Source organism: Pseudomonas sp. Root71 (assembly GCF_001429045.1).
In the GTDB taxonomy this organism is placed as follows: domain Bacteria; phylum Pseudomonadota; class Gammaproteobacteria; order Pseudomonadales; family Pseudomonadaceae; genus Aquipseudomonas; species Aquipseudomonas monachiensis.
Genome location: NZ_LMHY01000027.1, coordinates 66,258 through 86,357 on the forward strand (window position 1 = coordinate 66,258; position 20,100 = coordinate 86,357).

A 20,100-nucleotide genomic window follows, 5' to 3' on the forward strand; every position below is an offset into this window, starting at 1 on the left:
ATCTTTTTGCTTCACCCCTATAGTCGTCTTCTGCCCCGCGCTCGCGTAAACTTGCGTCCTTCTCGCAGCCCGCCAGGCTGCAATCAATATTTTTCAAAGGTGCCCGCCATGCCTTGGCTGCAAGTACGTCTCGCCATCAGCCCAGAACAAGCCGAAACCTATGAAGACGCTTTCCTTGAAGTGGGCGCCGTGTCGGTGACCTTCATGGACGCCGAAGATCAGCCGATCTTCGAGCCGGAACTCAACACCACGCCGCTGTGGTCGCACACGCACCTGCTGGCCCTGTTCGAAGGTGGCACCGAGCCAGGCCCGGTATTGGCCCATCTGGAACTGCTGACCGGCAGCCCGCTACCCGAGCACCACAGCGAAGTGATCGAAGACCAGGACTGGGAACGCAGCTGGATGGATGGTTTCCAGCCAATGCGTTTCGGCCAGCGCCTGTGGATCGTGCCGAGCTGGCATGCCGCACCAGAACCTGACGCCGTGAATTTGCTGCTGGACCCGGGCCTGGCGTTCGGCACCGGCACCCACCCGACCACCGCACTGTGCCTGGAATGGCTCGACGGTCAGGACCTCAAAGACTGCAACGTGCTGGACTTCGGTTGCGGCTCGGGGATTCTGGCGATTGCCGCACTGTTGCTGGGCGCCAGGGAAGCCGTCGGCACCGATATCGACGTGCAGGCGCTGGAAGCCTCCCGCGACAACGCCGGGCGCAACAACATCGCCGACCACCTGTTCCCGCTGTATCTGCCGCAAGACCTGCCGCAGGTGCAGGCCGACGTGCTGGTGGCCAACATTCTCGCCGGTCCGCTGGTGTCCCTGGCGCCACAGCTGTCGGGCCTGGTCAAGTCGGGCGGTCGCCTGGCGCTGTCGGGCATCCTCGCCGAACAGGGCGATGAAGTCGCTGCCGCCTACACCAAGGACTTCGATCTGGACCCGATCGCCAATCGCGATGGCTGGGTGCGCATCACTGGCCGTCGGCGCTAGAATGAGCGTCTGCATAATCCGGATCGCCGCATGACCGACAGCTTCGTCACCCAGTGCCCGCATTGCCAAACCAGCTTCCGCGTCAGCCATGCCCAGTTGAGCGTGGCTCGCGGGGTGGTTCGTTGCGGCTCCTGCCTGCAGGTGTTCAATGCCGCCAGGCAATTGCTTGAGCAGGCGAGCAAGGAATCACCGGTCACGACGCCCGTGCAGCCTGAGGAGCCCCTTGAGCCATCACCACCGCGCGCCATCAGCCAAAAGCAATGGAGCGCGACCGAACTGGACCTGGACAGTCTCGACCTCGACGAAGAGCTCGCCCGGCTCGAGCAGCGGGAAATCCAGCCGACCACCGAACTCGGCCGCCATCGCGACGACTCGCTGAGTGCCCGTCGCGACAGCACCGGGCAGGATGACGAGGAGCCGTGGTCCGACAGCCTGTTCAGTGAGTCGGCGGCCGATCGTGCGCAACTCGACGAACCGCTCGACAGCCTTGAAACGCCAGAGCCGACGGTCGAACCGAGCAAAGCCTCGCGCACCGAACCTTCGCTGTCCCTGGAACCGGTTGATCTCGACGAAGAATCGCAGCCACCTCATTTGCGACTGCACGACCCTCTCGATGCACCGCTGAACCACGAACGCCTGTCGGCCGCCGACGAGAGGGAAATCGACGACAACCTGCCTTCGATCGAACCGCTGCGCAAGCGACGCGAACGCAGCGAACCGGGCGTGCGTGCCGAAGTGCTGCAAGACCTGACCGACGACCCGCTGCAACTGGACTGGCAAAAACGCCGCTCGCCCTGGGGCCGACGCCTGTTCTGGCTGCTGCTGGTGCTGATTGCCGCTGGCGCCCTCGCCGGCCAGTACATTGCCTACCATTTCGACGAACTGGCGCGACAGGATCAATATCGCCCGTGGTTCCAGCAACTGTGCCCGCAAATCGGCTGCACCGTGCCTTCCAAAGTCGACATCGCGAAGATCAAGAGCAGCAACCTGGTGGTACGTAGCCATCCCGAGTTCAATGGCGCCCTGGTGGTCGATGCGATCATCTATAACCGCGCGCCCTTCTCCCAGCCCTTCCCGTTGCTGGAGCTGCGCTTCGCCGACCTCAATGGCCATCTTATCGCCAGTCGTCGCTTCAAGCCTGGCGAGTACCTCAATGGCGATCTCGAAGGCATGGCGGAAATGCCTCCGCAAACGCCGATCCACATCGCCCTGGACATTCTCGACCCAGGTGCCAAGGCCGTGAACTACAGTCTGAGCTTTCACTCTCCGGAGTGAAACGCTTCATTGCTCCCGGATTCACGCCGGCTTTCTGACTGCCCCAGGCGAACCAAACCACGGGTAATAACAGAATAACTGTTCAGAATTTGTTCAATTCAGCCTTTATCCAGTCATCGAGAGCGGGTATCATGCCAACCCTTTTTCGAACTCTCATGATCCGGCCCCACAACAGGGAAGTCCTATGTCGGCGGTACGCATCGGCCCATACACATTACATAACAGCTTGATTCTCGCCCCCATGGCGGGAGTCACCGACCAGCCCTTTCGTCAGCTGTGCAAGCGCTTGGGCGCGGGACTGGTCGTCTCGGAAATGGTCACCAGCGACATGAGTTTGTGGAACACCCGCAAGTCGCGCATGCGCATGATCCACGAAGGTGATCCCGAGCCTCGCTCGGTACAGATCGCCGGTGGGGACGCGCAGATGCTGGCGGACGCCGCCCGTGCCAACGTTGAAATGGGTGCACAGATCATTGATATCAACATGGGCTGTCCGGCAAAAAAAGTCTGTAACAAGGCGGCCGGTTCCGCGCTGTTGAAGGATGAACCCCTGGTAACCGAGATCCTGCAGGCCGTCGTGGCTGCGGTCGATGTGCCGGTTACCCTGAAGATCCGGACCGGTTGGGACCGGGACAACAAGAACGGCCTGACGGTGGCAAAGATCGCCGAACAGGCAGGCATTACGGCGCTGGCGGTGCATGGCCGCACCCGTGCCGACCTGTACACAGGTGTTGCCGAGTACGACACCATTGCCGCGATCAAGCAGGCGGTGTCGATTCCGGTCTTCGCCAATGGCGATATCGATTCGCCGGAAAAAGCCCGGTACGTGCTCGACGCGACCGGTGCCGATGGCCTGTTGATTGGCCGGGCTGCCCAGGGGCGGCCATGGATTTTTCGCGAGATCGACCATTTCCTGCGCACCGGCGAGAAGCTCCCGGCGCTGGAACTGATCGAGGTGGAACGCATTCTGCTAGAGCATCTGGCTGCCCTGCACGCCTTCTATGGTGATGTCATGGGCGTGCGCATTGCTCGAAAGCATGTGGGCTGGTATCTCGCAACCCTGCCGGGCGCCAGGGAGTTTCGCGCCCACTTCAATCGTTTGGATGGTACGGATGCACAATGCGCCAACGTTCGGGGATTTTTCGCCGAGCGTTACAAGAGCCTGACAGGGGACGGAGAGTGGGTGGCCGCATGACGATGATGACCGAGACTTTAGTGAGTGGAACAACACCCGTGAGCGACAACGTGAATTTGAAACAGCACCTCAATACGCCAAGCGAAGAAGGCCAGACCCTTCGCGGGAGTGTCGAGAAGGCGCTGCACAATTATTTCGCCCACCTTGAGGGCGCTGCCGTCACGGATGTGTACAACCTGGTGCTCTCCGAAGTCGAGGCTCCCCTGCTCGAGTGCGTGATGAACTACGTCAAGGGCAACCAGACCAAGGCCAGCGAGATGCTCGGGCTTAACCGGGGCACGCTGCGCAAGAAACTCAAGCAGTACGATTTGTTGTAAGCATTCAATCAAACCAGAAAGGCGCCCGCGTAAAACCGGTCGCCTTTTTTGCTGACTTCCTTTGCTTTTGATGGAAATTGAGATGACCGACCAGACTACCCGCCTGCCGATCCGCCGCGCCTTGATCAGCGTTTCCGACAAGACCGGGATCCTCGAATTCGCCAAGGAGCTTGAAGCCCTGGGCGTCGAGATCCTCTCCACCGGCGGGACGTTCAAGCTGCTGCAGGACAACGGCGTTGCCGCAGTGGAAGTCGCGGACTACACAGGTTTTGCCGAAATGATGGACGGCCGGGTGAAGACCCTGCACCCGAAAATCCACGGCGGGATCCTCGGTCGTCGCGGCATCGACGACGCCATCATGAACGAGCATGGCATCAAGCCGATCGACCTGGTTGCGGTCAACCTGTACCCGTTCGAAGCCACCATCAACAAGCCAGGCTGCGACCTGCCGACCGCCATCGAGAACATCGACATCGGCGGCCCGACCATGGTCCGTTCGGCAGCAAAAAACCATAAAGACGTGGCCATCGTGGTCAATGCCGGCGACTACGCCAGCGTCCTGGAAAACCTCAAGGCCGGCGGCCTGACCTACGCTCAGCGTTTCGACCTGATGCTCAAGGCATTCGAGCACACCGCCGCCTACGACGGCATGATCGCCAACTACATGGGCACCGTGAACCAGGCGGCTGAAACCCTCTCGACCTCCGGTCGCAGCGAGTTCCCGCGCACCTTCAACAGCCAGTTCATCAAGGCCCAGGAAATGCGCTACGGCGAGAACCCGCACCAGAGCGCGGCGTTCTACGTTGAAGCCAAACCTGCCGAAGTGGGCATCGCCACCGCGACCCAACTGCAAGGCAAGGAACTGTCGTACAACAACGTGGCCGACACCGACGCTGCGCTGGAATGCGTGAAGAGCTTCGTCAAGCCAGCCTGCGTGATCGTCAAGCACGCCAACCCGTGCGGCGTGGCTGTCAGCCCTGATGCCGAAGGCGGCATCCGCAAGGCCTACGACCTGGCCTACGCTACCGACACCGAATCCGCGTTCGGCGGCATCATCGCCTTCAACCGCGAGCTCGACGCCGAGACCGCCAAGGCCATCGTCGAGCGTCAGTTCGTCGAAGTGATCATTGCCCCAAGCGTCAGCGAAGAGGCCCGCGCCATCGTCGCCGCCAAAGCCAACGTGCGCCTGCTGGCCTGCGGCGAGTGGTCGGCTGACCGCGCTGCTGCCTGGGATTACAAGCGCGTCAACGGTGGCCTGCTGGTACAGAGCCGCGACATCGGCATGATCGGCGCCGACGACCTGAAAGTCGTGACCAGGCGCGCCCCGACCGAGCAAGAGATCCACGACCTGATCTTCGCCTGGAAAGTCGCCAAGTACGTTAAGTCCAACGCCATCGTCTACGCCAAGAATCGCCAGACCATCGGTGTCGGCGCCGGTCAGATGAGCCGTGTGAACTCCGCGCGTATTGCTGCCATCAAGGCTGAGCACGCTGGCTTGCAGGTAGCCGGTTCGGTGATGGCTTCCGACGCTTTCTTCCCGTTCCGCGACGGTCTGGACAATGCGGCCAAGGCGGGCGTGACTGCCGTGATCCAGCCAGGCGGCTCGATGCGTGATGCTGAAGTGATTGCTGCTGCCGACGAAGCCGGCATCGCGATGGTGTTCACCGGCATGCGCCACTTCCGTCACTAATACGGCAACGGTCGCACTGACGCCGGCATCTGCTGCGTTGGAGCCCACCTCGATGATGCTCATTGCCAAAAGGCAACTCCGCTCATCGAGGTGGGCTCCGCCTTGCATCTACCGGCGTCATTGCAACCTCCTAAGGCGTAAAGCGCTTTAGGTTCTAAAACAGAATTAGCGTCATCCGAGGTTTTTGAAATGAATGTTTTGATCATTGGCAGCGGTGGCCGTGAACACGCCCTGGCCTGGAAAGTGGCTCAGGATCCGCGCGTGCAGAAGGTATTCGTGGCTCCGGGCAACGCCGGTACCGCCATCGAAGCCAAGTGCGAGAACGTCGCCATCGACGTACTGGCGCTTGAGCAACTGGCAGACTTTGCCGAGAAAAACGTTTCCCTGACCATCGTTGGCCCTGAAGTGCCGCTGGTTGCCGGTGTTGTGGACCTGTTTCGCAGCCGTGGCCTGGATTGCTTCGGTCCGACCGCTGGCGCTGCGCAGCTGGAAGGTTCGAAAGCCTTCACCAAGGACTTCCTGGCGCGCCACAAGATCCCGACTGCCGACTACCAGAACTTCACCGAGATCGAGCCGGCCCTGGCTTACCTGCGTGAAAAAGGCGCTCCGATCGTGATCAAGGCCGATGGCCTGGCCGCCGGTAAAGGCGTGATCGTCGCCATGACCCTGGCCGAAGCCGAAGACGCCGTGCGCGACATGCTGGCCGGCAATGCCTTTGGCGATGCGGGTTCGCGCGTGGTCATCGAAGAGTTCCTGGACGGCGAAGAAGCCAGTTTCATCGTGATGGTCGACGGCAAGAACGTGCTGCCGATGGCCACCAGCCAGGACCACAAACGCGTCGGCGACGGCGACACCGGTCCAAACACTGGTGGCATGGGTGCTTACTCCCCGGCGCCGGTGGTTACCGCCGAAGTGCACAAGCGCGTCATGGACCTGGTGATCTGGCCGACCGTGCGCGGCATGGCCGAGGAGGGCAACGTCTACACTGGTTTCCTGTACGCCGGTCTGATGATCGACAAGGCTGGTAACCCAAAAGTCATCGAATTCAACTGCCGCTTCGGCGACCCTGAGACCCAACCGGTGATGCTGCGCCTGCAGTCGAGCCTGGTGCTGCTGGTCGAGGCCGCTCTGGCCCAGGCGCTGGACAAGGTCGAAGCACAATGGGATCCACGCCCGAGCGTCGGCATCGTGCTGGCCGCCGGCGGCTATCCTGGCGACTACACCAAAGGCGCGGCCATCAATGGCCTGGACGCAGCGGCAGCACTGGAAGGCAAAGTCTTCCACGCCGGTACTGCGCTCAAGGACGGTCAAGTCGTAACGGCCGGTGGTCGGGTGCTTTGCGCCACGGCCATGGGTGCCAGCGTCGATGCTGCACAGCAGCAGGCCTACAAGCTGGCGGCTTCGATTGACTGGGAAGGCTGCTTCTATCGCAAGGACATTGGCTACCGCGCCATTGCCCGCGAGCGTGGCGAAAATCAGGAATAAGGTATGCACCGCGCCAGGCAATGAACACCGTTTATTGCCTGGCTATTCCGGCGCCGCGCATCGTTATATTCTGGCATCAACCTAACGAAGGGATTTCGCCGTGCGCTGGCTCAGGATTGCCATAAGCTTGACCGTCACTTTGCTGACCTTGCTCTGCATGCTTCCGGCCCAGGCCGCGCAAGGCAGTGGCTGGGCGGTATTGCTCGACGAACAGGGCGACCTGCAACTGAGCGACATCCGTTCCGCACGCTACACCAATCAATTCAGCCCTATCGAACTCGACCGCCTTACCGCAGCCGAACCCGATGGCGCGCTATGGTTGCGATTCAGGCTTGCACCGGGCAAACACGAACAGTTGCTGCGCGTGTTCGCGCCTGACCTGCGCCAGTTCAACATGTACGTTCTGGACGGCGACAAGCTGATCGATCAATCCAGCACGGGCAACGAACGCCCCCAATCCGAGCGACCATTGCCCAGCAGCGACTTCATGCTGGCCCTGCCGCAAAGCGACAACCCCCTCGACGTGTACCTGCGACTGGCCTCCGACCACCAGTTACGGCCCTATATCACCCTGCAATCGGCGATCCTCTCGGCCGCCAACCAGAACCAGACCCTGATCTATGGCCTGTTGTTCGGTTGCATCGCCATGCTGATCCTGCACAACCTCATCCGCTACACCTACACCCGCTCGCGCAGCGCCCTCTGGTTGGCGACGTGCGAAGGGTTATTGATGCTCAGCCTGCTGTTGTTGCTGAACCTGGCCGGTCCCTGGCTGCCGGACTGGCATGCACTGCAAACGCCGGGGGCTTACCTGGCATTGATAATGACTGCGCCCTGCGGCCTGATGCTTGCCTATCGTTTCTTCGCCCCGCTCGGGCCGCATCCGCTGAACCGGTTGCTGCTTGGCGAGATCCTGCTCATCACCGCCTGCGGCCTGATGCTGCTGTTCGTCAATACCTTGCCGCTGAACTTCATTACCTACGGCCTGGTAGCGCTGGCAGGCCTGAGCATGCTGTTCATCAGCGCCTATCACTGGCAAAAAGGTTATCGCCCGGCTCGCCTCTTCGTGGCAGCCATGGTGGTGTTCAACCTCGGGACACTGGTCATCCTGCCCGCCCTGTTGGGGTTGACCCTGGTCGAACCTCATGGCCTGATCACCATCTTGCTGGTGTTCATCTGCATCAGTGGCCTGTTGATGAGCATTGCGTTGAGCGAGCGCCAGCGCCGCATCACCGAAGACCGCTTCAGCATCAGTCGTGACCTGGCAGCCAGCAACGCCGAGATCAACGCCAAGGCCGAGTTCCTGGCGAAGATCAGCCATGAGATCCGCACTCCGATGAACGGCGTCCTCGGCATGACCGAGCTACTGCTGGGCACACCGCTATCGGTCAAGCAACGCGACTATGTGCAGACGATCCACAGCGCTGGCAACGAGCTGCTGACACTGATCAACGAAATTCTCGACATCTCCAAACTCGAGTCCGGACAGATCGAACTGGACGATGTGCAGTTCGACCTCAATGCACTGATCGAGGATTGCCTGAGCATCTTCCGCGCCAAGGCCGAGCAGCAAAACGTCGAGTTGATCAGCTTCATCCAGCCGCAAGTGCCCCGGGTGATCAGCGGTGACCCGACACGCTTGCGCCAGACGCTGTTGAGCCTGCTTGAAAACGCCCTGAAAAAAACCGATGAAGGCGAAATCCTGATCGTCGTTGCGCTCGACGAGCGCAACACCAAACCACGCCTGCGTATCGCCGTGCAGGACAGCGGCGAGCCCATGGACGCCGAAGAACGCGACGCCCTGATGCACGCCGAACTGCACAGCCGACATTTTCTTTCGGCCACCCAGTTGGGCGGCAACCTGGGGCTGGTAATTGCCCGCCAGCTGATCCGCTTGATGCAGGGGGAATTCGGGATCAAGAGCGGCAACAACCAGGGCAGCACCCTGTGGCTGACCCTGCCGCTGGACCCGGATCGTCTCGAGCACCCGACCTCCGACCTCGACGGCCCGCTGCAGGGTGCGCGGGTATTGGTGGTGGACGACAATGACACCTGCCGCAAGGTGCTGGTGCAGCAGTGCAGCGCCTGGGGCCTGAACGTCAGCGCCGCGTCTTCCGGCAAGGAGGCGCTGGCCCTTCTGCGCACCAAGGCTCACTTGCGCGATTACTTCGATGTGGTCCTGCTGGACCAGAACATGCCCGGCATGACCGGCATGCAACTGGCGGCCAAGATCAAGGAAGACCCCAGCCTGAACCATGACATCCTGTTGATCATGCTCACCGGCATCAGCAATGCGCCGAGCAAGATCATCGCGCGCAACTCCGGGATCAAGCGCATCCTCGCCAAACCGGTGGCCGGCTACACCCTCAAGACCACCCTGGCCGACGAGCTGACCCAACGCAACAAAGGCCTGGTCGTCACGCAACCACTGCCAAACGGCCCGGCACTACCGGTCAAGGTCCCCAGCGACTTCCGCATCCTGGTGGCCGAAGACAACAGCATCTCGACCAAGGTGATCCGCGGCATGCTGAGCAAGCTCAACCTGCAACCGGATACCGCCTGCAACGGCGAAGAGGCCCTACAGGCAATGAAGGCCCAACGTTACGACCTGGTGCTGATGGACTGTGAAATGCCGATCCTCGACGGCTTCTCGGCCACCCAGCAATTGCGTGCCTGGGAAGTCGGCAATCAGCGGGTCCGTACCCCCGTGGTGGCATTGACTGCCCATATCCTGGCCGAACACAAAGAGCGTGCACGCCAGGCCGGCATGGACGGACATATGGCCAAGCCGGTGGAACTGTCGCAGCTGCGTGAATTGATCGAGCACTGGGTCGCCCAGCGTGACCAGCACAATCGCGCAACAACCCAAACGTCCTGAGCCGACAGACTGCGCAACCCCTGATAGACTCCCCCCTCGACTTCCCTCGCCAGTGAGCCCGGCACCATGCTCCATGTGTTGTTCAGTGTTTACCTGAAGATGCTGGTGCTCTACAGCCCATTCTTCGTGTTGTCCTGCTTCATCAGCCTGACCCGTGGTTACTCGCGCAAGGAACAGCGTCGGCTGGCCTGGAAAGTAGCGGTCGCCACGCTGGTCTCCAGTGTGCTGTTGTATTTGTTCGGCCGGGTGATTTTCAGTGTTTTCGGCATCACCGTGGATGCCTTTCGTATCGGTGCCGGCAGCGTGCTGTTCATCTCGGCACTGGGCATGGCCCAAGGCAAATCGGCAGTACAGACCGATAACGTGCAGCAGGATGTCACCATCGTTCCGCTGACCATCCCGCTGACGGTTGGCCCCGGCACCATCGGTGCCTTGCTGGTGATGGGCGTGAGCCAGCCGCACTGGGACGACAAGCTCACGGCCATTGTCAGCATTGCCCTGGCCAGTTTTACCGTTGGCGTGGTGCTGTTTTTGTCCGGTCGTATCGAGCGCATTCTCGGCGACCAGGGGCTACAGATCGTTAGCCGACTGATGGGGTTGTTCGTGTGCGCACTGGCAGCGCAGATCATCTTCACCGGGGTCAAGGGCTACCTGGTGCCCTGAAGCGATGGCTTGTGCAAACCCGAAAACAAGGCCCTGTGCATCAATCACAGGGCCTTGTCGTTTACTGCGGGCAAAGCCTTTTAATCAGGACTGAAGTTTACGCACGAACACCTTTTTCGAATAAGCTTCGATTTTCTCATGGACCCGTTTACGGTAGTTTTCAAACGCCCGTCGGTCGAACACGAACACCCCGCCATCGGGAATGATCGCCAGCTCTCGATCGAACTCGCGCCACAGGAAAAAGTCACTTTCAATCACGGTCGCGCTGTAGCGCAAGCCAAGCAGGCAGACGATCACTTCACCCGAGGCGAGTCGCTCGCAAGGCGCGCACTTGAGGATACCCGAGCCGCCTTTGGCAACATTGCTGCGAAAGAACTCCCAGGCAAACTCATCCAGCCGCAACGCTTTATAGGTGTCCTTGAAGAGCTGGCCCAAGCGCTCCACGCCCACGCTGCCCATCACGCGGTAGCTGGCACTGAGCAACTGGTGGACACTATTGACCCGGATCGGCTCCGCCGGAACGATGGTCTTGAGTGTGTATCCCGTCTTGAGCAATCGCCCTTGAAAGTAATCGAACCAGGCCTTCCTCGACGCCTGCCCCGGATATTTTTCATTGGCCGCCAACTCCGCATACAACAGACAGTCCTGAATATCCTGCTGATCTTGCAAGTCCACACTTTGCGCAAAAGACAATAAGCAACCGCCCACTACAACAGCATTAACAGACGCTGGCATATTCACCCCACACAGTCAGTATCCTGATCGATTAAGCCCGCCAACCTTATTGGCCTGTCAGTTGTTTGAAAAGGCCATCGCCAAACTCGTCGTTATAGGAATAAATCATGCTTTTCTTTCGATCAAATGCACGCCGATTAAACTTGCGCACACCCGCGCCCTGGAAAATCTGCAATCCTCGGGTATTGTAAGTCACGAATAAAAAATTGCCGTTGTATTCCTTGTCCACCAAGTCAAGGCCGCCCATCAACATGGACATGCCACCGCCTGGCCTTGCAATGCAAGGCACAGCCTTGAAGCTGACGACGTCGTTTTTCTTGCTGCCGGCATCGACAATCTTCAGTGCCTCATTATCGCCCTTAAGCTTGCTGAAACCCGACGCCACCAGGTCCAGGACGCTGCTCGAACCTCCGGAAATGACGGTCGCCAGCACCTGCAACACGGCCTCATTCATCGTGATGGTGAGCTGTTTGCTGACATATTTCTTGTAGGTGAAGCTTTCCGTCACCCAGCCCGCCGCCAACAATGCCTCGTTGTACTTCAGGTAGCGCTCTTCGTTACTGGTTTCCTTGGGCAGGCGCCGGACCACCGCTTCAGCAAACTGCTGGCAGTCCAGCGCATCTTGCCTGTCGTCTTCCGAAAGCGCCTGGTCGAAGACCACCAGCGAGGAGCCTACTACCGAAGACCCCACACCTTGCGCCGACGAATCACTCGATGCGGTGCTCAGCATCGAGATCGAACGCTTAGTCCGCACTCTTGGCGCGACGTTCTGTAGTTCTGCCGCAACGCCTTTGAAATACCTATCCTGCATGGCATCATCAAATGCGACTTGAGCCATTGAGTAATTACTTATATCGGTCATTTAAACTTCCTTTTAATAAATAAGCCGCCTCATGCGACCAGCTGAAAACTAAAGCGCAGAGCTGAACCGGTCAAAGTAAAAATACTTAGAACTTATTTCATGAGTTATTAGAAAAAAGCCCGCGACAACTTTCGTCAGCCGCAGGCTTTACCATCAGTGACTTATTAACTTGAACATCGGCGAGCTTTGAGCAAAGTCGCTTTCACTCAGGTAGCCGGTTTGCGTGGGTACCAACGAGGCGTGTAGACCCACTCTCCGCCTCCAGCGCGAGGAAAAACACAGGTCAGGGATGAACCGATCAACACCATGGTGCGCATGTCGACCTGATCCGGGGTCAACTGGCCAAGAGTGGTGGCCCGCAGCGTTTGCCCCGGACGCCCGATATCCCGCCCCAACACCACAGGAGTCTCAGGCACACGGTGCCTGGCGACGATGTCCAGTGCCTGGCCCAGTTGCCATGGTCGTGAACGCGAGATCGGGTTGTAGAAGGCCAGTGCCAGATCGGCTTGTGCGGCCAGATCCAGGCGTTTCTCGATGATTGCCCATGGCTTGAGGTTATCCGACAGCGACAGTACACAGAAGTCATGCCCCAGCGGCGCACCGGCCTGGGCGGCCGTCGCCAGCGATGCGGAAACCCCCGGCAGAATTTCCAGATCGACGTTGTGCCAATGGACGTCGGTGGACTCGTGCAGCGCCTCAAGCACCGCAGCGGCCATGGCGAAAACCCCCGGATCGCCTGAAGAAACCACCACCACCGAGCGCCCTTGGGCCGCCAGTTCGAAAGCGTGGCGGGCACGCTGCATCTCTTCGCGGTTGTCGGTGCAATGCAGCACTTGATCGTCGCGAAACGGCCCGGCCATGCGCACGTAGGTTTCGTAGCCCAATACATCGTTGGCGCGGGCCAGTTCAGCCTTCACAGCCGGCACCATCAACTCGGCAGCACCTGGCCCCAGGCCGATCACGGCCAAACGACCACGAGGCCGGCCAATCTGCAACGGGTCCAGCGGTTGCTCTGCTACCGCAATGGCAACAGTGTCGTTACCAAACATGGAGACGGGTTGGCCCACGGCAGTACGCAGACGTTCGCCGAGCACGGTCCCTGCCGGGGCAAAGCGCAACGACACGCCCAATTCAAGCGCTGCTTCACGCAACGCCGCGCTGGCCATTTCGGTGTCGTCGGCCAACAGACAGGCCAGCGACTGCCCAGCGATCCCTGCCTGATGCAAGGCCTCGCGCACAGCCTCCGCGACGTTCACCAGATCAGCTTTCACGGCGACCACCACATTGCGCGGGTAGATCAACAATTCGTTAACCGCGGGAGCCCGTTCGGCATGACCGACATGCACCGCCAGTCGGGCCTGCGCATCTTCGGGCAACTGCGCCTGCGCCAGCCACGGTGCCTCACCCTCAATGCGCACCGTTTCGCCAGCCAGCAAATCGGAAACGAAACGCTTGCCCGACTCCAGATCGCCCAGGGCATAGCCGCTCGGCGGATTGAGCAGGCAGGTGCCGAAACGCAACTCCCCGCTGGTGGTGATCGCAGCGGATACCTCAAGCGCAGCGCCAATTTCCCGGGCCATGACATTCACGCCGCCAAGACCGCCCAACAGGGGAACCACGGCACTGCCGTCTTCGGCCACCGCCAATACCGGTGGTTCGACACCTTTTTCCAGCAACATGGGCGCCAGCGTACGGATCACGATCCCGGCCGCGCACAGGGCAATGATCGGTGTGCCCTGTTGATAGAACTCGCGCAGGGTCGCACCGAACTCGTGATAGGCCCGATCCGCGCCGTCGACCCGTTCGGCCAGGCCATGGATCAGGGATTCGGGGTACACCTGCTGAATGCTGCGTGCGGTAGCGAGGCTGCCATTGCCAAGAATGACAATCGCCGGAACTGGACGGGTCATCAGCCTTGCCACCTTTCACCAGGAACGATGATCAACGAGAAGTACGGTGAGGACATCGGCTCGACCTGATCCAGCGGCACGATCTTCTGATTGGCCATGGTCGCACGCTCGACGTACAGCGCACGCTCGGCCAGGCCGAGTTCTTCCAGTACCTGGCGAACCTTGGGAAAGTTGCGCCCCAGCTTCATGATCACCGCCGCATCGGCATCGGCCAGGCGACGCTTGAGTTCGTCGTGCGGCAACACGCCGGACAACACCGACAGACTCTGATTGCGATACACCAGCGGCGCACCGAGCACCGAGGCGCCGCCAAGCATCGAGCATACGCCGGGAACGACTTCAGCCTGATAACGCTCGGCGAGCCGATCGTGCAGGTACATATAGGAGCCGTAGAAGAACGGATCGCCTTCGCAGATCACCGCCACGTCGCGGCCGGCATCCAGATGCGTCGCCAGTTCATTGGCGGCGTCATCGTAGAAGTCGCTGATCACTTGCTCGTAGGACAGCGGCGCCGGTAAGGCTTCTGTGGTCACCGGGTACACTAGCGGCAACAAATTCTGCGCTTCCTGCAGATGCGCCTCGATGATGCCGAAGGCGTTGCCCTTCTTGCCCTTGGCCACGAAGTACGCCACTACCGGCGACTCGCGCAGCAACCTTAGTGCCTTGACGGTAATCAGTTCGGGATCACCGGGGCCGACACCAAGGCCGATCAATCGTCCAGGTTGCTGCATCATTCGATCTCCGTGGCGAGGGCATTGACGGCGGCGGCGGCCATGGCGCTTCCGCCCAGGCGACCTTGCATGATGACAAAAGGCACGCCACGGCTGTCGGCCGCCAGCGCAGCCTTGGATTCGGCGGCACCGACGAAGCCCACCGGGAAGCCGAGGATCAACGCCGGTTTCGGCGCGCCGGCGTCGAGCATTTCCAACAGATAGAACAACGCCGTCGGTGCGTTGCCGATCACCACCACGCTGCCTTCAAGATGCGGACGCCACAGCTCCAGCGCAGCGGCGGAGCGGGTATTGCCCAATTCACGGGCCAGTTCCGGAACGCTCTCATCGCGCAAGGTGCAGATCACCGGATTGTTCGCTGGCAGGCGCGCGCGGGTAACGCCTTCGGAGACCATCCGCGCATCGCACAGAATCGGCGCACCGGCCGCCAGCGCATCACGCCCGGCCTTGCCCGCCCCTTCGGAAAACTGCAAGCCGTCGATGGCATCGACCATGCCGCAGGCGTGAATGACACGGACCGCGAGTTTCTCCAGATCGGCCGGGATTCGGTCGAGGTTGGCCTCGGCGCGAATGATCGCGAAGGAGTTGCGATAGATCTCCTGACCGTCGCGGATGTAATCAAGCATCAAGGGGGCTCCGTGAGCGGGCGTCGAGCAAGGTCGCGACCGCTTCAATAGTAAGGTTGCGTGCGTGCAGCGCGCCGAAACCCGGCTGCGCTGCATCGCGAAAATAGAGATCGTAGTGACCGGGGGTGACAGCCAGTAATGTGACGGGCGCCGTATGCGCGGCGGCGCAGGAACGCGGGCAACCGCTCAGGTGTATGTTCAGTGCCGGTCCATGGCGGTGCAGCACTGCGGCCAGTTGCAGGGCATCGCCCTTGGTCTCGGCCAGGCCTTTACCGCAACCGTTTGAGCCGGTGCAGGCGATCAGCCGGGACAATGGCTGATCGGCTTCACACTGCAAGCCAAGAGACTGCAATTGCCGAAATACCTCGGCGGCATTTTCCGCGCGGACATTGGGCACCAGCAGACTTTGCCAGGGTGTGAAGCGCAGACTGGAATCACCGAACTTGCGTGCCAGTTGTGCCACACCCCGCAGCATCGCGGGATCGAGTCGCCCCAGCGGCGGGACGGCCCCCACATATACAACACCGGACTCGGCCTGGGGATGGGCCCCCATGTGCAAATCACTGGAGCCCAAAACCCGCTGCCAACCGACAACGGTTTGCACCGGTACTCGCTCGGCCAGTCGAGACAGCATGCCCTCGACCGGGTACTCGGCCAGCAAATGGCGCATTCGCGTCTGCTCGGGGCGCGCCAGTTCAAGGAACAACTCAAGGACCGTGACCACCAGTGCGTGCCCGTCAGCCAGCGCAACCGAACCGGCGGGGCTGTCCGTCGGGCATCCCGCCAGGCCGAACGCCAACCGTTGCTCGCCGTCTTGTTCAAACGCCGAGAGCCACAGGTCATGGGGATGTTCGAGCATCGTCAGTTCTTCAGCGCCATCAAGCTGCACGGCGAACTTGGCACTGAGGTCGTGGAACGCCTCCTGGCTTTGCAGTGTGGCGAGGATCTGCCCGGCCAGCGGGCGAGTGTCGAACAGCATGCGCCGGTCGATCCCGGCGCTGGGGCTGAGCATCAGGTTGCGCACATCATCGCCAGCCGCCGTACGCGGCCCCAGGCCGGCGGCCAGCAGGCTGTCGATCAACGCCGCTTGCTCGTTGCCGATGCCACGAATCTGCAGGTTGGCCCGGTTGGTCGCCTCGATCGCCCCGCTGGCATAACGCTCTGCCGCAGACGCCACGGCCTCCGCCTGGTCGCTACTGATCGAACCACCGTCCAACTTGATCCGGCAGATGCCGCCATCCAGCGCCGGGACAATACGCAGCAACCCCGGACAGGCCGAGGGGCGTAAGGCAGCGGACAGCGGACGTTCGTTCAAGGCGGACCCGTACAAGTGGCGAGGCAGTTCACGGCGAAAGTGCGCGGTATTATGCCTGCTTTACTTCGCTGCATGAAAAGACTCCGGTCGGGAAGACAAGGCAGTCAGCTCAAGGAACCCGCGCTATCATGCCGCCCAACAACGTTGAACGTGTGATTGAGGAATGGCATGGCACCCTGGCTGACGGTAGTGGGCATCGGCGAAGACGGCTTCAAGGGCTTGGGCAAGAACGCCCGGCATGCGCTGTTGTGTGCCTCGAAAGTCTTCGGCGGCCAGCGGCATCTGGATTTGCTCCCGCCGTGCATACGCGGAGAGCGCCAGTCGTGGCCGAGCCCCTTCAGCCTTGAGTCGCTGCTGTCGAACCGTGGCGAGCCCGTTTGCGTCCTGGCCAGTGGCGATCCGATGCTCTTTGGCGTCGGCGCCAGCCTGGCCCGGCAACTCCCCTCGGCCGAAATGCTGACGCTTCCCGCGCCCTCCTCCTGCTCGCTGGCTGCGGCGCGAATGGGTTGGCCCTTGCAGGAAGTGGTCACGTTGTCGGTGGTTGCCCGCCCCGTCGCCGCACTCAACGCGCAACTGTTCAGCGGCGTGCGCTTGCTGGTGTTGAGTAACGACGGCGGCAGCCCCACCGCCATCGCCGCACTGCTGCGTGAACGTGGTTTCGGTCCGAGCCGGATAACCGTGCTCGAACATTTGGGCGGTGAAGCCGAGCGGCGTGTCGACGGTATCGCCAATGACTGGAGCGATCCTTTGATCGCCGACCTGAACCTGATCGCCATCGAGTGCATCGCCGAGCCGAACACACTGCGCCTGTCGCGACTGGCCGGCCTGCCGGACTCTGCCTTCAAACACGACGGCCAACTGACCAAGCGCGATGTACGCGCCATCACCCTCGCGCGCCTGGCGCCCATCCCCGGCGAATTGTTGTGGGATGTTGGCGCTGGCAGTGGCTCGATCGGCATCGAATGGATGCGCGCCCACCCCGCTTGCCGCGCACTGGCCATCGAGGCCGATGAAGGCCGACAAGGGTTGATCGAACACAACCGCGATGCCCTCGGTGTTCCCGGCCTGCAACTGGTTCGCGGCAATGCGCCACAGGCCTTGGCCGGCCTGGAGCGACCGGATGCGATTTTCATTGGGGGCGGCGTCACCCGAGAAGGCGTGCTTGATACCTGCTGGGCCGAACTCAAACCCGGAGGCCGGTTGATTGCCAACGCTGTCACCCTGCAAAGTGAAATGACCCTGATGGCCTGGCGCGAGCAACACGGCGGGGAGTTGACCCGCATTCATATCGCGCAAGCACAACCTCTGGGTGACTTCGACACTTGGCGCCAGGCCTTGCCGATTACCTTGCTGGATGTGACGAAACCCTTCGATGCGTGACGAAACAGCCGAACAACCCGCCCCCCTGCGTAGTGGCCTGACCACCGGCAGCTGCGCCACGGCCACCAGCCTCGCCGCCGCGCGCCTGCTGCTGGCTGGCACAGAGGCCGATGCGGTGGAAATCGTATTGCCCAAAGGCAAGCAGGTGCAGATGCGCCTGGAGTTCTGCCGCCTCACCGAGGACGGCGCCGAAGCGGGAACTCTCAAGGATGCTGGTGACGATCCGGACGTGACCCACGGTGCCCTGCTCTACTCCCAGGTGCGCCTGAGCAGCGAACCGGGGACACGCTTCAAGGCCGGTCGCGGCGTCGGCACCGTGACCCGGCCCGGGCTGGTGCTGGGTGTCGGCGAGCCCGCGATCAACCCGGTGCCACGAAAAATGATCAGCGAACACCTGGTCCGACTGGCCGACGAACTCGGCTATAGCGGTGGTTTCGAGGTCACGGTCAATGTCGAGAACGGCGAAGCACTGGCACTGAAAACCATGAACCCGCGCCTTGGCATTCTTGGCGGCCTGTCGATCCTCGGCACCAGCGGCATCGTCCGGCCGTTTTCCTGCGCGGCCTACATCGCCTCGATCCATCAGGGCATCGACGTGGCGAAAACCAACGGTTACCTGCATATTGCCGCCTGCACCGGCAATGCAAGCGAAGACACCATGCGCCGGGTCTACAACCTTCCGGAAATCGCTTTGATCGAAATGGGCGACTTCGTCGGTGCCGTGCTCAAGCACCTGCGCAAAGTACCGGTGGATAAACTCAGCCTGTGCGGTGGTTTCGGCAAGATCAGCAAACTGGCGGCCGGGCACATGGATCTGCACAGCCGTCATTCGAGCATCGACCTGCCGCAACTGGCGTTATGGGCAGCACAGGTCGGCGCCGATGCGGCGTTGCAGCAAAACATCCGCGAGGCCAATACCAGCCAGCAGGCGCTGGCCATGGCCGCCGCAGCCGGGGTCGCCCTGGGTGATGCAGTCTGTCAGCACGCCCTGGACTTTGCCCGTAGCGTCGTGCCGGCGCAGGTTCAGGTGGAAGTCTTCGCCATCGATCGCCAGGGCGGGATCGTTGGCCATGCCGGAGCATTTCAATGAAACGCATCCTGTTGCTCGGCGGCGTGACCGAAGCCATGGCGATTGCCCGCACGCTGGGACCGCAGCATATCTACAGCCTGGCCGGTGTCGGTCGGGTGCCGACCGATCTGCAATGCCAGGTGCGCGTCGGCGGCTACGGCGGTGCCGAAGGCCTGGCGCAATTCATTCGCGATGAAGGCATCGATCTGCTGCTCGACGCCACTCACCCCTACGCCGCCACTATCAGCCAGAACGCCGCGACCGCCGCGCGCTTGAGCGGCATTCCCTGCTGGGCGCTGCGCCGTCCGGCCTGGCAAGCCCAGGCGAGTGATGACTGGCGGGAAGTCAGCGATTGGGCCGGACTGATCGATGCCCTGAAGCCCTTCCGTCGACCGCTGTTCACCCTCGGTCGCGAGCCCCTGCAACACCTGAACGAAATTCCTGCGGAGCAATTCTGGACCCTGCGCGCACTGGACGTGTACCCGGGCAACGAGCGCTGCGAAGTGATCGGCGCACGTGGGCCCTTCCTGATCGACGATGAACGTGAGTTATTCGAACGGCGAAACATCGACGTGCTGATCAGCAAGAACAGCGGCAGCACGGCGACCGAGCCGAAGCTGGAAGTGGCGCGTGAGCGTGGGGTACCGGTGATTGTCTTGAAGCGGCCGGTGTTGCCGGGAGTTGATCGGGAGTTTGAGGGTGTGACAGAAATCCTGACGACCCTGTCGCTCTTCGACGGCTCCTGATCCCCCGTCCGCCGGGACTTTTCCTACGACACCTTCGGAGTACACGGATTATCCACTCCAGGTCTCCACCCTATAGTCCGGCGGATTCTGAACAAAGCTCCAGCACTACTGACGCTTTGAAATTCACGACTATTATGAAGGCTACGAAAGGATGGCGCTGCGACACCAAACCGCACGTCGCCTTTTTACTTATCGGCCCTGATCAGGCTAAATAGCCCGCGCCTGATCGCCCACCC

The 20,100-nt window shown here is 61.3% G+C and carries 17 protein-coding genes; 11 read left to right on the forward strand and 6 right to left on the reverse strand.

Annotated elements, in window-relative coordinates:
* Nucleotides 1-108 precede the first annotated feature (108 nt).
* From prmA to ASD95_RS20850, 8 genes are all read left to right on the forward strand, one after another.
* Nucleotides 109-987 carry a 50S ribosomal protein L11 methyltransferase gene (gene prmA / locus ASD95_RS20815; RefSeq protein WP_056725294.1) on the forward strand — a complete coding sequence of 293 codons (879 nt, stop codon included), beginning with the start codon at nucleotides 109-111 and terminating at the stop codon, nucleotides 985-987.
* Between the two features lie 30 nt (nucleotides 988-1,017).
* The gene (locus ASD95_RS20820; protein ID WP_056725295.1) at nucleotides 1,018-2,262 is read left to right on the forward strand and encodes a DUF3426 domain-containing protein; all 1,245 of its coding nucleotides are present in this window, start codon (nucleotides 1,018-1,020) and stop codon (nucleotides 2,260-2,262) included.
* Nucleotides 2,263-2,446: 184 nt separating this feature from the next.
* On the forward strand, nucleotides 2,447-3,457 hold the full coding sequence (dusB, locus tag ASD95_RS20825; RefSeq protein WP_056725297.1) for a tRNA dihydrouridine synthase DusB: 1,011 nt from the start codon (nucleotides 2,447-2,449) through the stop codon (nucleotides 3,455-3,457).
* On the forward strand, nucleotides 3,454-3,774 hold the full coding sequence (gene fis / locus ASD95_RS20830) for a DNA-binding transcriptional regulator Fis (protein ID WP_015093301.1): 321 nt from the start codon (nucleotides 3,454-3,456) through the stop codon (nucleotides 3,772-3,774). The genes dusB and fis overlap by 4 nt, the downstream gene beginning before the upstream one ends.
* 82 nt (nucleotides 3,775-3,856) lie before the next feature.
* On the forward strand, nucleotides 3,857-5,464 hold the full coding sequence (purH, locus tag ASD95_RS20835; RefSeq protein ID WP_056725299.1) for a bifunctional phosphoribosylaminoimidazolecarboxamide formyltransferase/IMP cyclohydrolase: 1,608 nt from the start codon (nucleotides 3,857-3,859) through the stop codon (nucleotides 5,462-5,464).
* A 189-nt stretch (nucleotides 5,465-5,653) separates the two neighbouring features.
* Nucleotides 5,654-6,949, forward strand: coding sequence for a phosphoribosylamine--glycine ligase (purD, locus tag ASD95_RS20840; protein ID WP_056725301.1), 1,296 nt, complete (start codon nucleotides 5,654-5,656; stop codon nucleotides 6,947-6,949).
* Nucleotides 6,950-7,049: 100 nt separating this feature from the next.
* Nucleotides 7,050-9,827: a hybrid sensor histidine kinase/response regulator gene (locus ASD95_RS20845; RefSeq protein WP_056725303.1), complete on the forward strand. Its 2,778-nt coding sequence runs from the start codon at nucleotides 7,050-7,052 to the stop codon at nucleotides 9,825-9,827.
* A 66-nt stretch (nucleotides 9,828-9,893) separates the two neighbouring features.
* Nucleotides 9,894-10,490, forward strand: coding sequence for a MarC family protein (locus ASD95_RS20850; RefSeq protein ID WP_008053960.1), 597 nt, complete (start codon nucleotides 9,894-9,896; stop codon nucleotides 10,488-10,490).
* 84 nt (nucleotides 10,491-10,574) lie between these two features.
* On the opposite strand, the gene ASD95_RS20855 is transcribed toward ASD95_RS20850, so the two are convergent.
* From ASD95_RS20855 to cobG, 6 genes are all read right to left on the reverse strand, one after another.
* A complete protein-coding gene (locus ASD95_RS20855) occupies nucleotides 10,575-11,225 on the reverse strand; it encodes a hypothetical protein (protein ID WP_056725305.1) in 651 nt (216 codons plus the stop codon).
* A gap of 46 nt (nucleotides 11,226-11,271) precedes the next feature.
* On the reverse strand, nucleotides 11,272-12,087 hold the full coding sequence (locus ASD95_RS20860; RefSeq protein ID WP_056725307.1) for a hypothetical protein: 816 nt from the start codon (nucleotides 12,085-12,087) through the stop codon (nucleotides 11,272-11,274).
* A 206-nt stretch (nucleotides 12,088-12,293) separates the two neighbouring features.
* Nucleotides 12,294-13,997 carry a precorrin-3B C(17)-methyltransferase gene (gene cobJ, locus ASD95_RS20865; RefSeq protein ID WP_056725309.1) on the reverse strand — a complete coding sequence of 568 codons (1,704 nt, stop codon included), beginning with the start codon at nucleotides 13,995-13,997 and terminating at the stop codon, nucleotides 12,294-12,296.
* Nucleotides 13,997-14,728 carry a precorrin-2 C(20)-methyltransferase gene (locus ASD95_RS20870; RefSeq protein WP_056725311.1) on the reverse strand — a complete coding sequence of 244 codons (732 nt, stop codon included), beginning with the start codon at nucleotides 14,726-14,728 and terminating at the stop codon, nucleotides 13,997-13,999. The genes cobJ and ASD95_RS20870 overlap by 1 nt, the downstream gene beginning before the upstream one ends.
* Entirely contained in the window at nucleotides 14,728-15,354 is a 627-nt protein-coding gene (locus ASD95_RS20875; protein ID WP_056725313.1) for a precorrin-8X methylmutase, read from the reverse strand. The genes ASD95_RS20870 and ASD95_RS20875 overlap by 1 nt, the downstream gene beginning before the upstream one ends.
* On the reverse strand, nucleotides 15,347-16,669 hold the full coding sequence (gene cobG, locus ASD95_RS20880; protein WP_056726314.1) for a precorrin-3B synthase: 1,323 nt from the start codon (nucleotides 16,667-16,669) through the stop codon (nucleotides 15,347-15,349). The genes ASD95_RS20875 and cobG overlap by 8 nt, the downstream gene beginning before the upstream one ends.
* A 168-nt stretch (nucleotides 16,670-16,837) precedes the next feature.
* On the opposite strand from cobG, the gene ASD95_RS20885 reads away from it, so the two are divergent.
* Genes ASD95_RS20885 through ASD95_RS20895 form a run of 3 tightly spaced genes read left to right on the forward strand, consistent with a single transcriptional unit; the run spans nucleotide 16,838 to nucleotide 19,864 of the window.
* A complete protein-coding gene (locus tag ASD95_RS20885) occupies nucleotides 16,838-18,049 on the forward strand; it encodes a bifunctional cobalt-precorrin-7 (C(5))-methyltransferase/cobalt-precorrin-6B (C(15))-methyltransferase (RefSeq protein WP_056725315.1) in 1,212 nt (403 codons plus the stop codon).
* A complete protein-coding gene (locus tag ASD95_RS20890; protein WP_056725316.1) occupies nucleotides 18,042-19,139 on the forward strand; it encodes a cobalt-precorrin-5B (C(1))-methyltransferase in 1,098 nt (365 codons plus the stop codon). The genes ASD95_RS20885 and ASD95_RS20890 overlap by 8 nt, the downstream gene beginning before the upstream one ends.
* Entirely contained in the window at nucleotides 19,136-19,864 is a 729-nt protein-coding gene (locus tag ASD95_RS20895; protein WP_056725318.1) for a cobalt-precorrin-6A reductase, read from the forward strand. The genes ASD95_RS20890 and ASD95_RS20895 overlap by 4 nt, the downstream gene beginning before the upstream one ends.
* Nucleotides 19,865-20,100: the final 236 nt, after the last annotated feature.

Coding starts and splice junctions, on each gene's coding strand:
- prmA (WP_056725294.1), top strand. CDS start 109: ATGCCTTGGCTGCAAGTACGTCTCGCCATCAGCCCAGAACAAGCCGAA.
- ASD95_RS20820 (WP_056725295.1), top strand. CDS start 1,018: ATGACCGACAGCTTCGTCACCCAGTGCCCGCATTGCCAAACCAGCTTC.
- dusB (WP_056725297.1), top strand. CDS start 2,447: ATGTCGGCGGTACGCATCGGCCCATACACATTACATAACAGCTTGATT.
- fis (WP_015093301.1), top strand. CDS start 3,454: ATGACGATGATGACCGAGACTTTAGTGAGTGGAACAACACCCGTGAGC.
- purH (WP_056725299.1), top strand. CDS start 3,857: ATGACCGACCAGACTACCCGCCTGCCGATCCGCCGCGCCTTGATCAGC.
- purD (WP_056725301.1), top strand. CDS start 5,654: ATGAATGTTTTGATCATTGGCAGCGGTGGCCGTGAACACGCCCTGGCC.
- ASD95_RS20850 (WP_008053960.1), top strand. CDS start 9,894: ATGCTCCATGTGTTGTTCAGTGTTTACCTGAAGATGCTGGTGCTCTAC.
- ASD95_RS20855 (WP_056725305.1), bottom strand. CDS start 11,225: ATGCCAGCGTCTGTTAATGCTGTTGTAGTGGGCGGTTGCTTATTGTCT.
- ASD95_RS20860 (WP_056725307.1), bottom strand. CDS start 12,087: ATGACCGATATAAGTAATTACTCAATGGCTCAAGTCGCATTTGATGAT.
- cobJ (WP_056725309.1), bottom strand. CDS start 13,997: ATGACCCGTCCAGTTCCGGCGATTGTCATTCTTGGCAATGGCAGCCTC.
- ASD95_RS20870 (WP_056725311.1), bottom strand. CDS start 14,728: ATGCAGCAACCTGGACGATTGATCGGCCTTGGTGTCGGCCCCGGTGAT.
- ASD95_RS20875 (WP_056725313.1), bottom strand. CDS start 15,354: ATGCTTGATTACATCCGCGACGGTCAGGAGATCTATCGCAACTCCTTC.
- ASD95_RS20885 (WP_056725315.1), top strand. CDS start 16,838: ATGGCACCCTGGCTGACGGTAGTGGGCATCGGCGAAGACGGCTTCAAG.
- ASD95_RS20890 (WP_056725316.1), top strand. CDS start 18,042: ATGCGTGACGAAACAGCCGAACAACCCGCCCCCCTGCGTAGTGGCCTG.
- ASD95_RS20895 (WP_056725318.1), top strand. CDS start 19,136: ATGAAACGCATCCTGTTGCTCGGCGGCGTGACCGAAGCCATGGCGATT.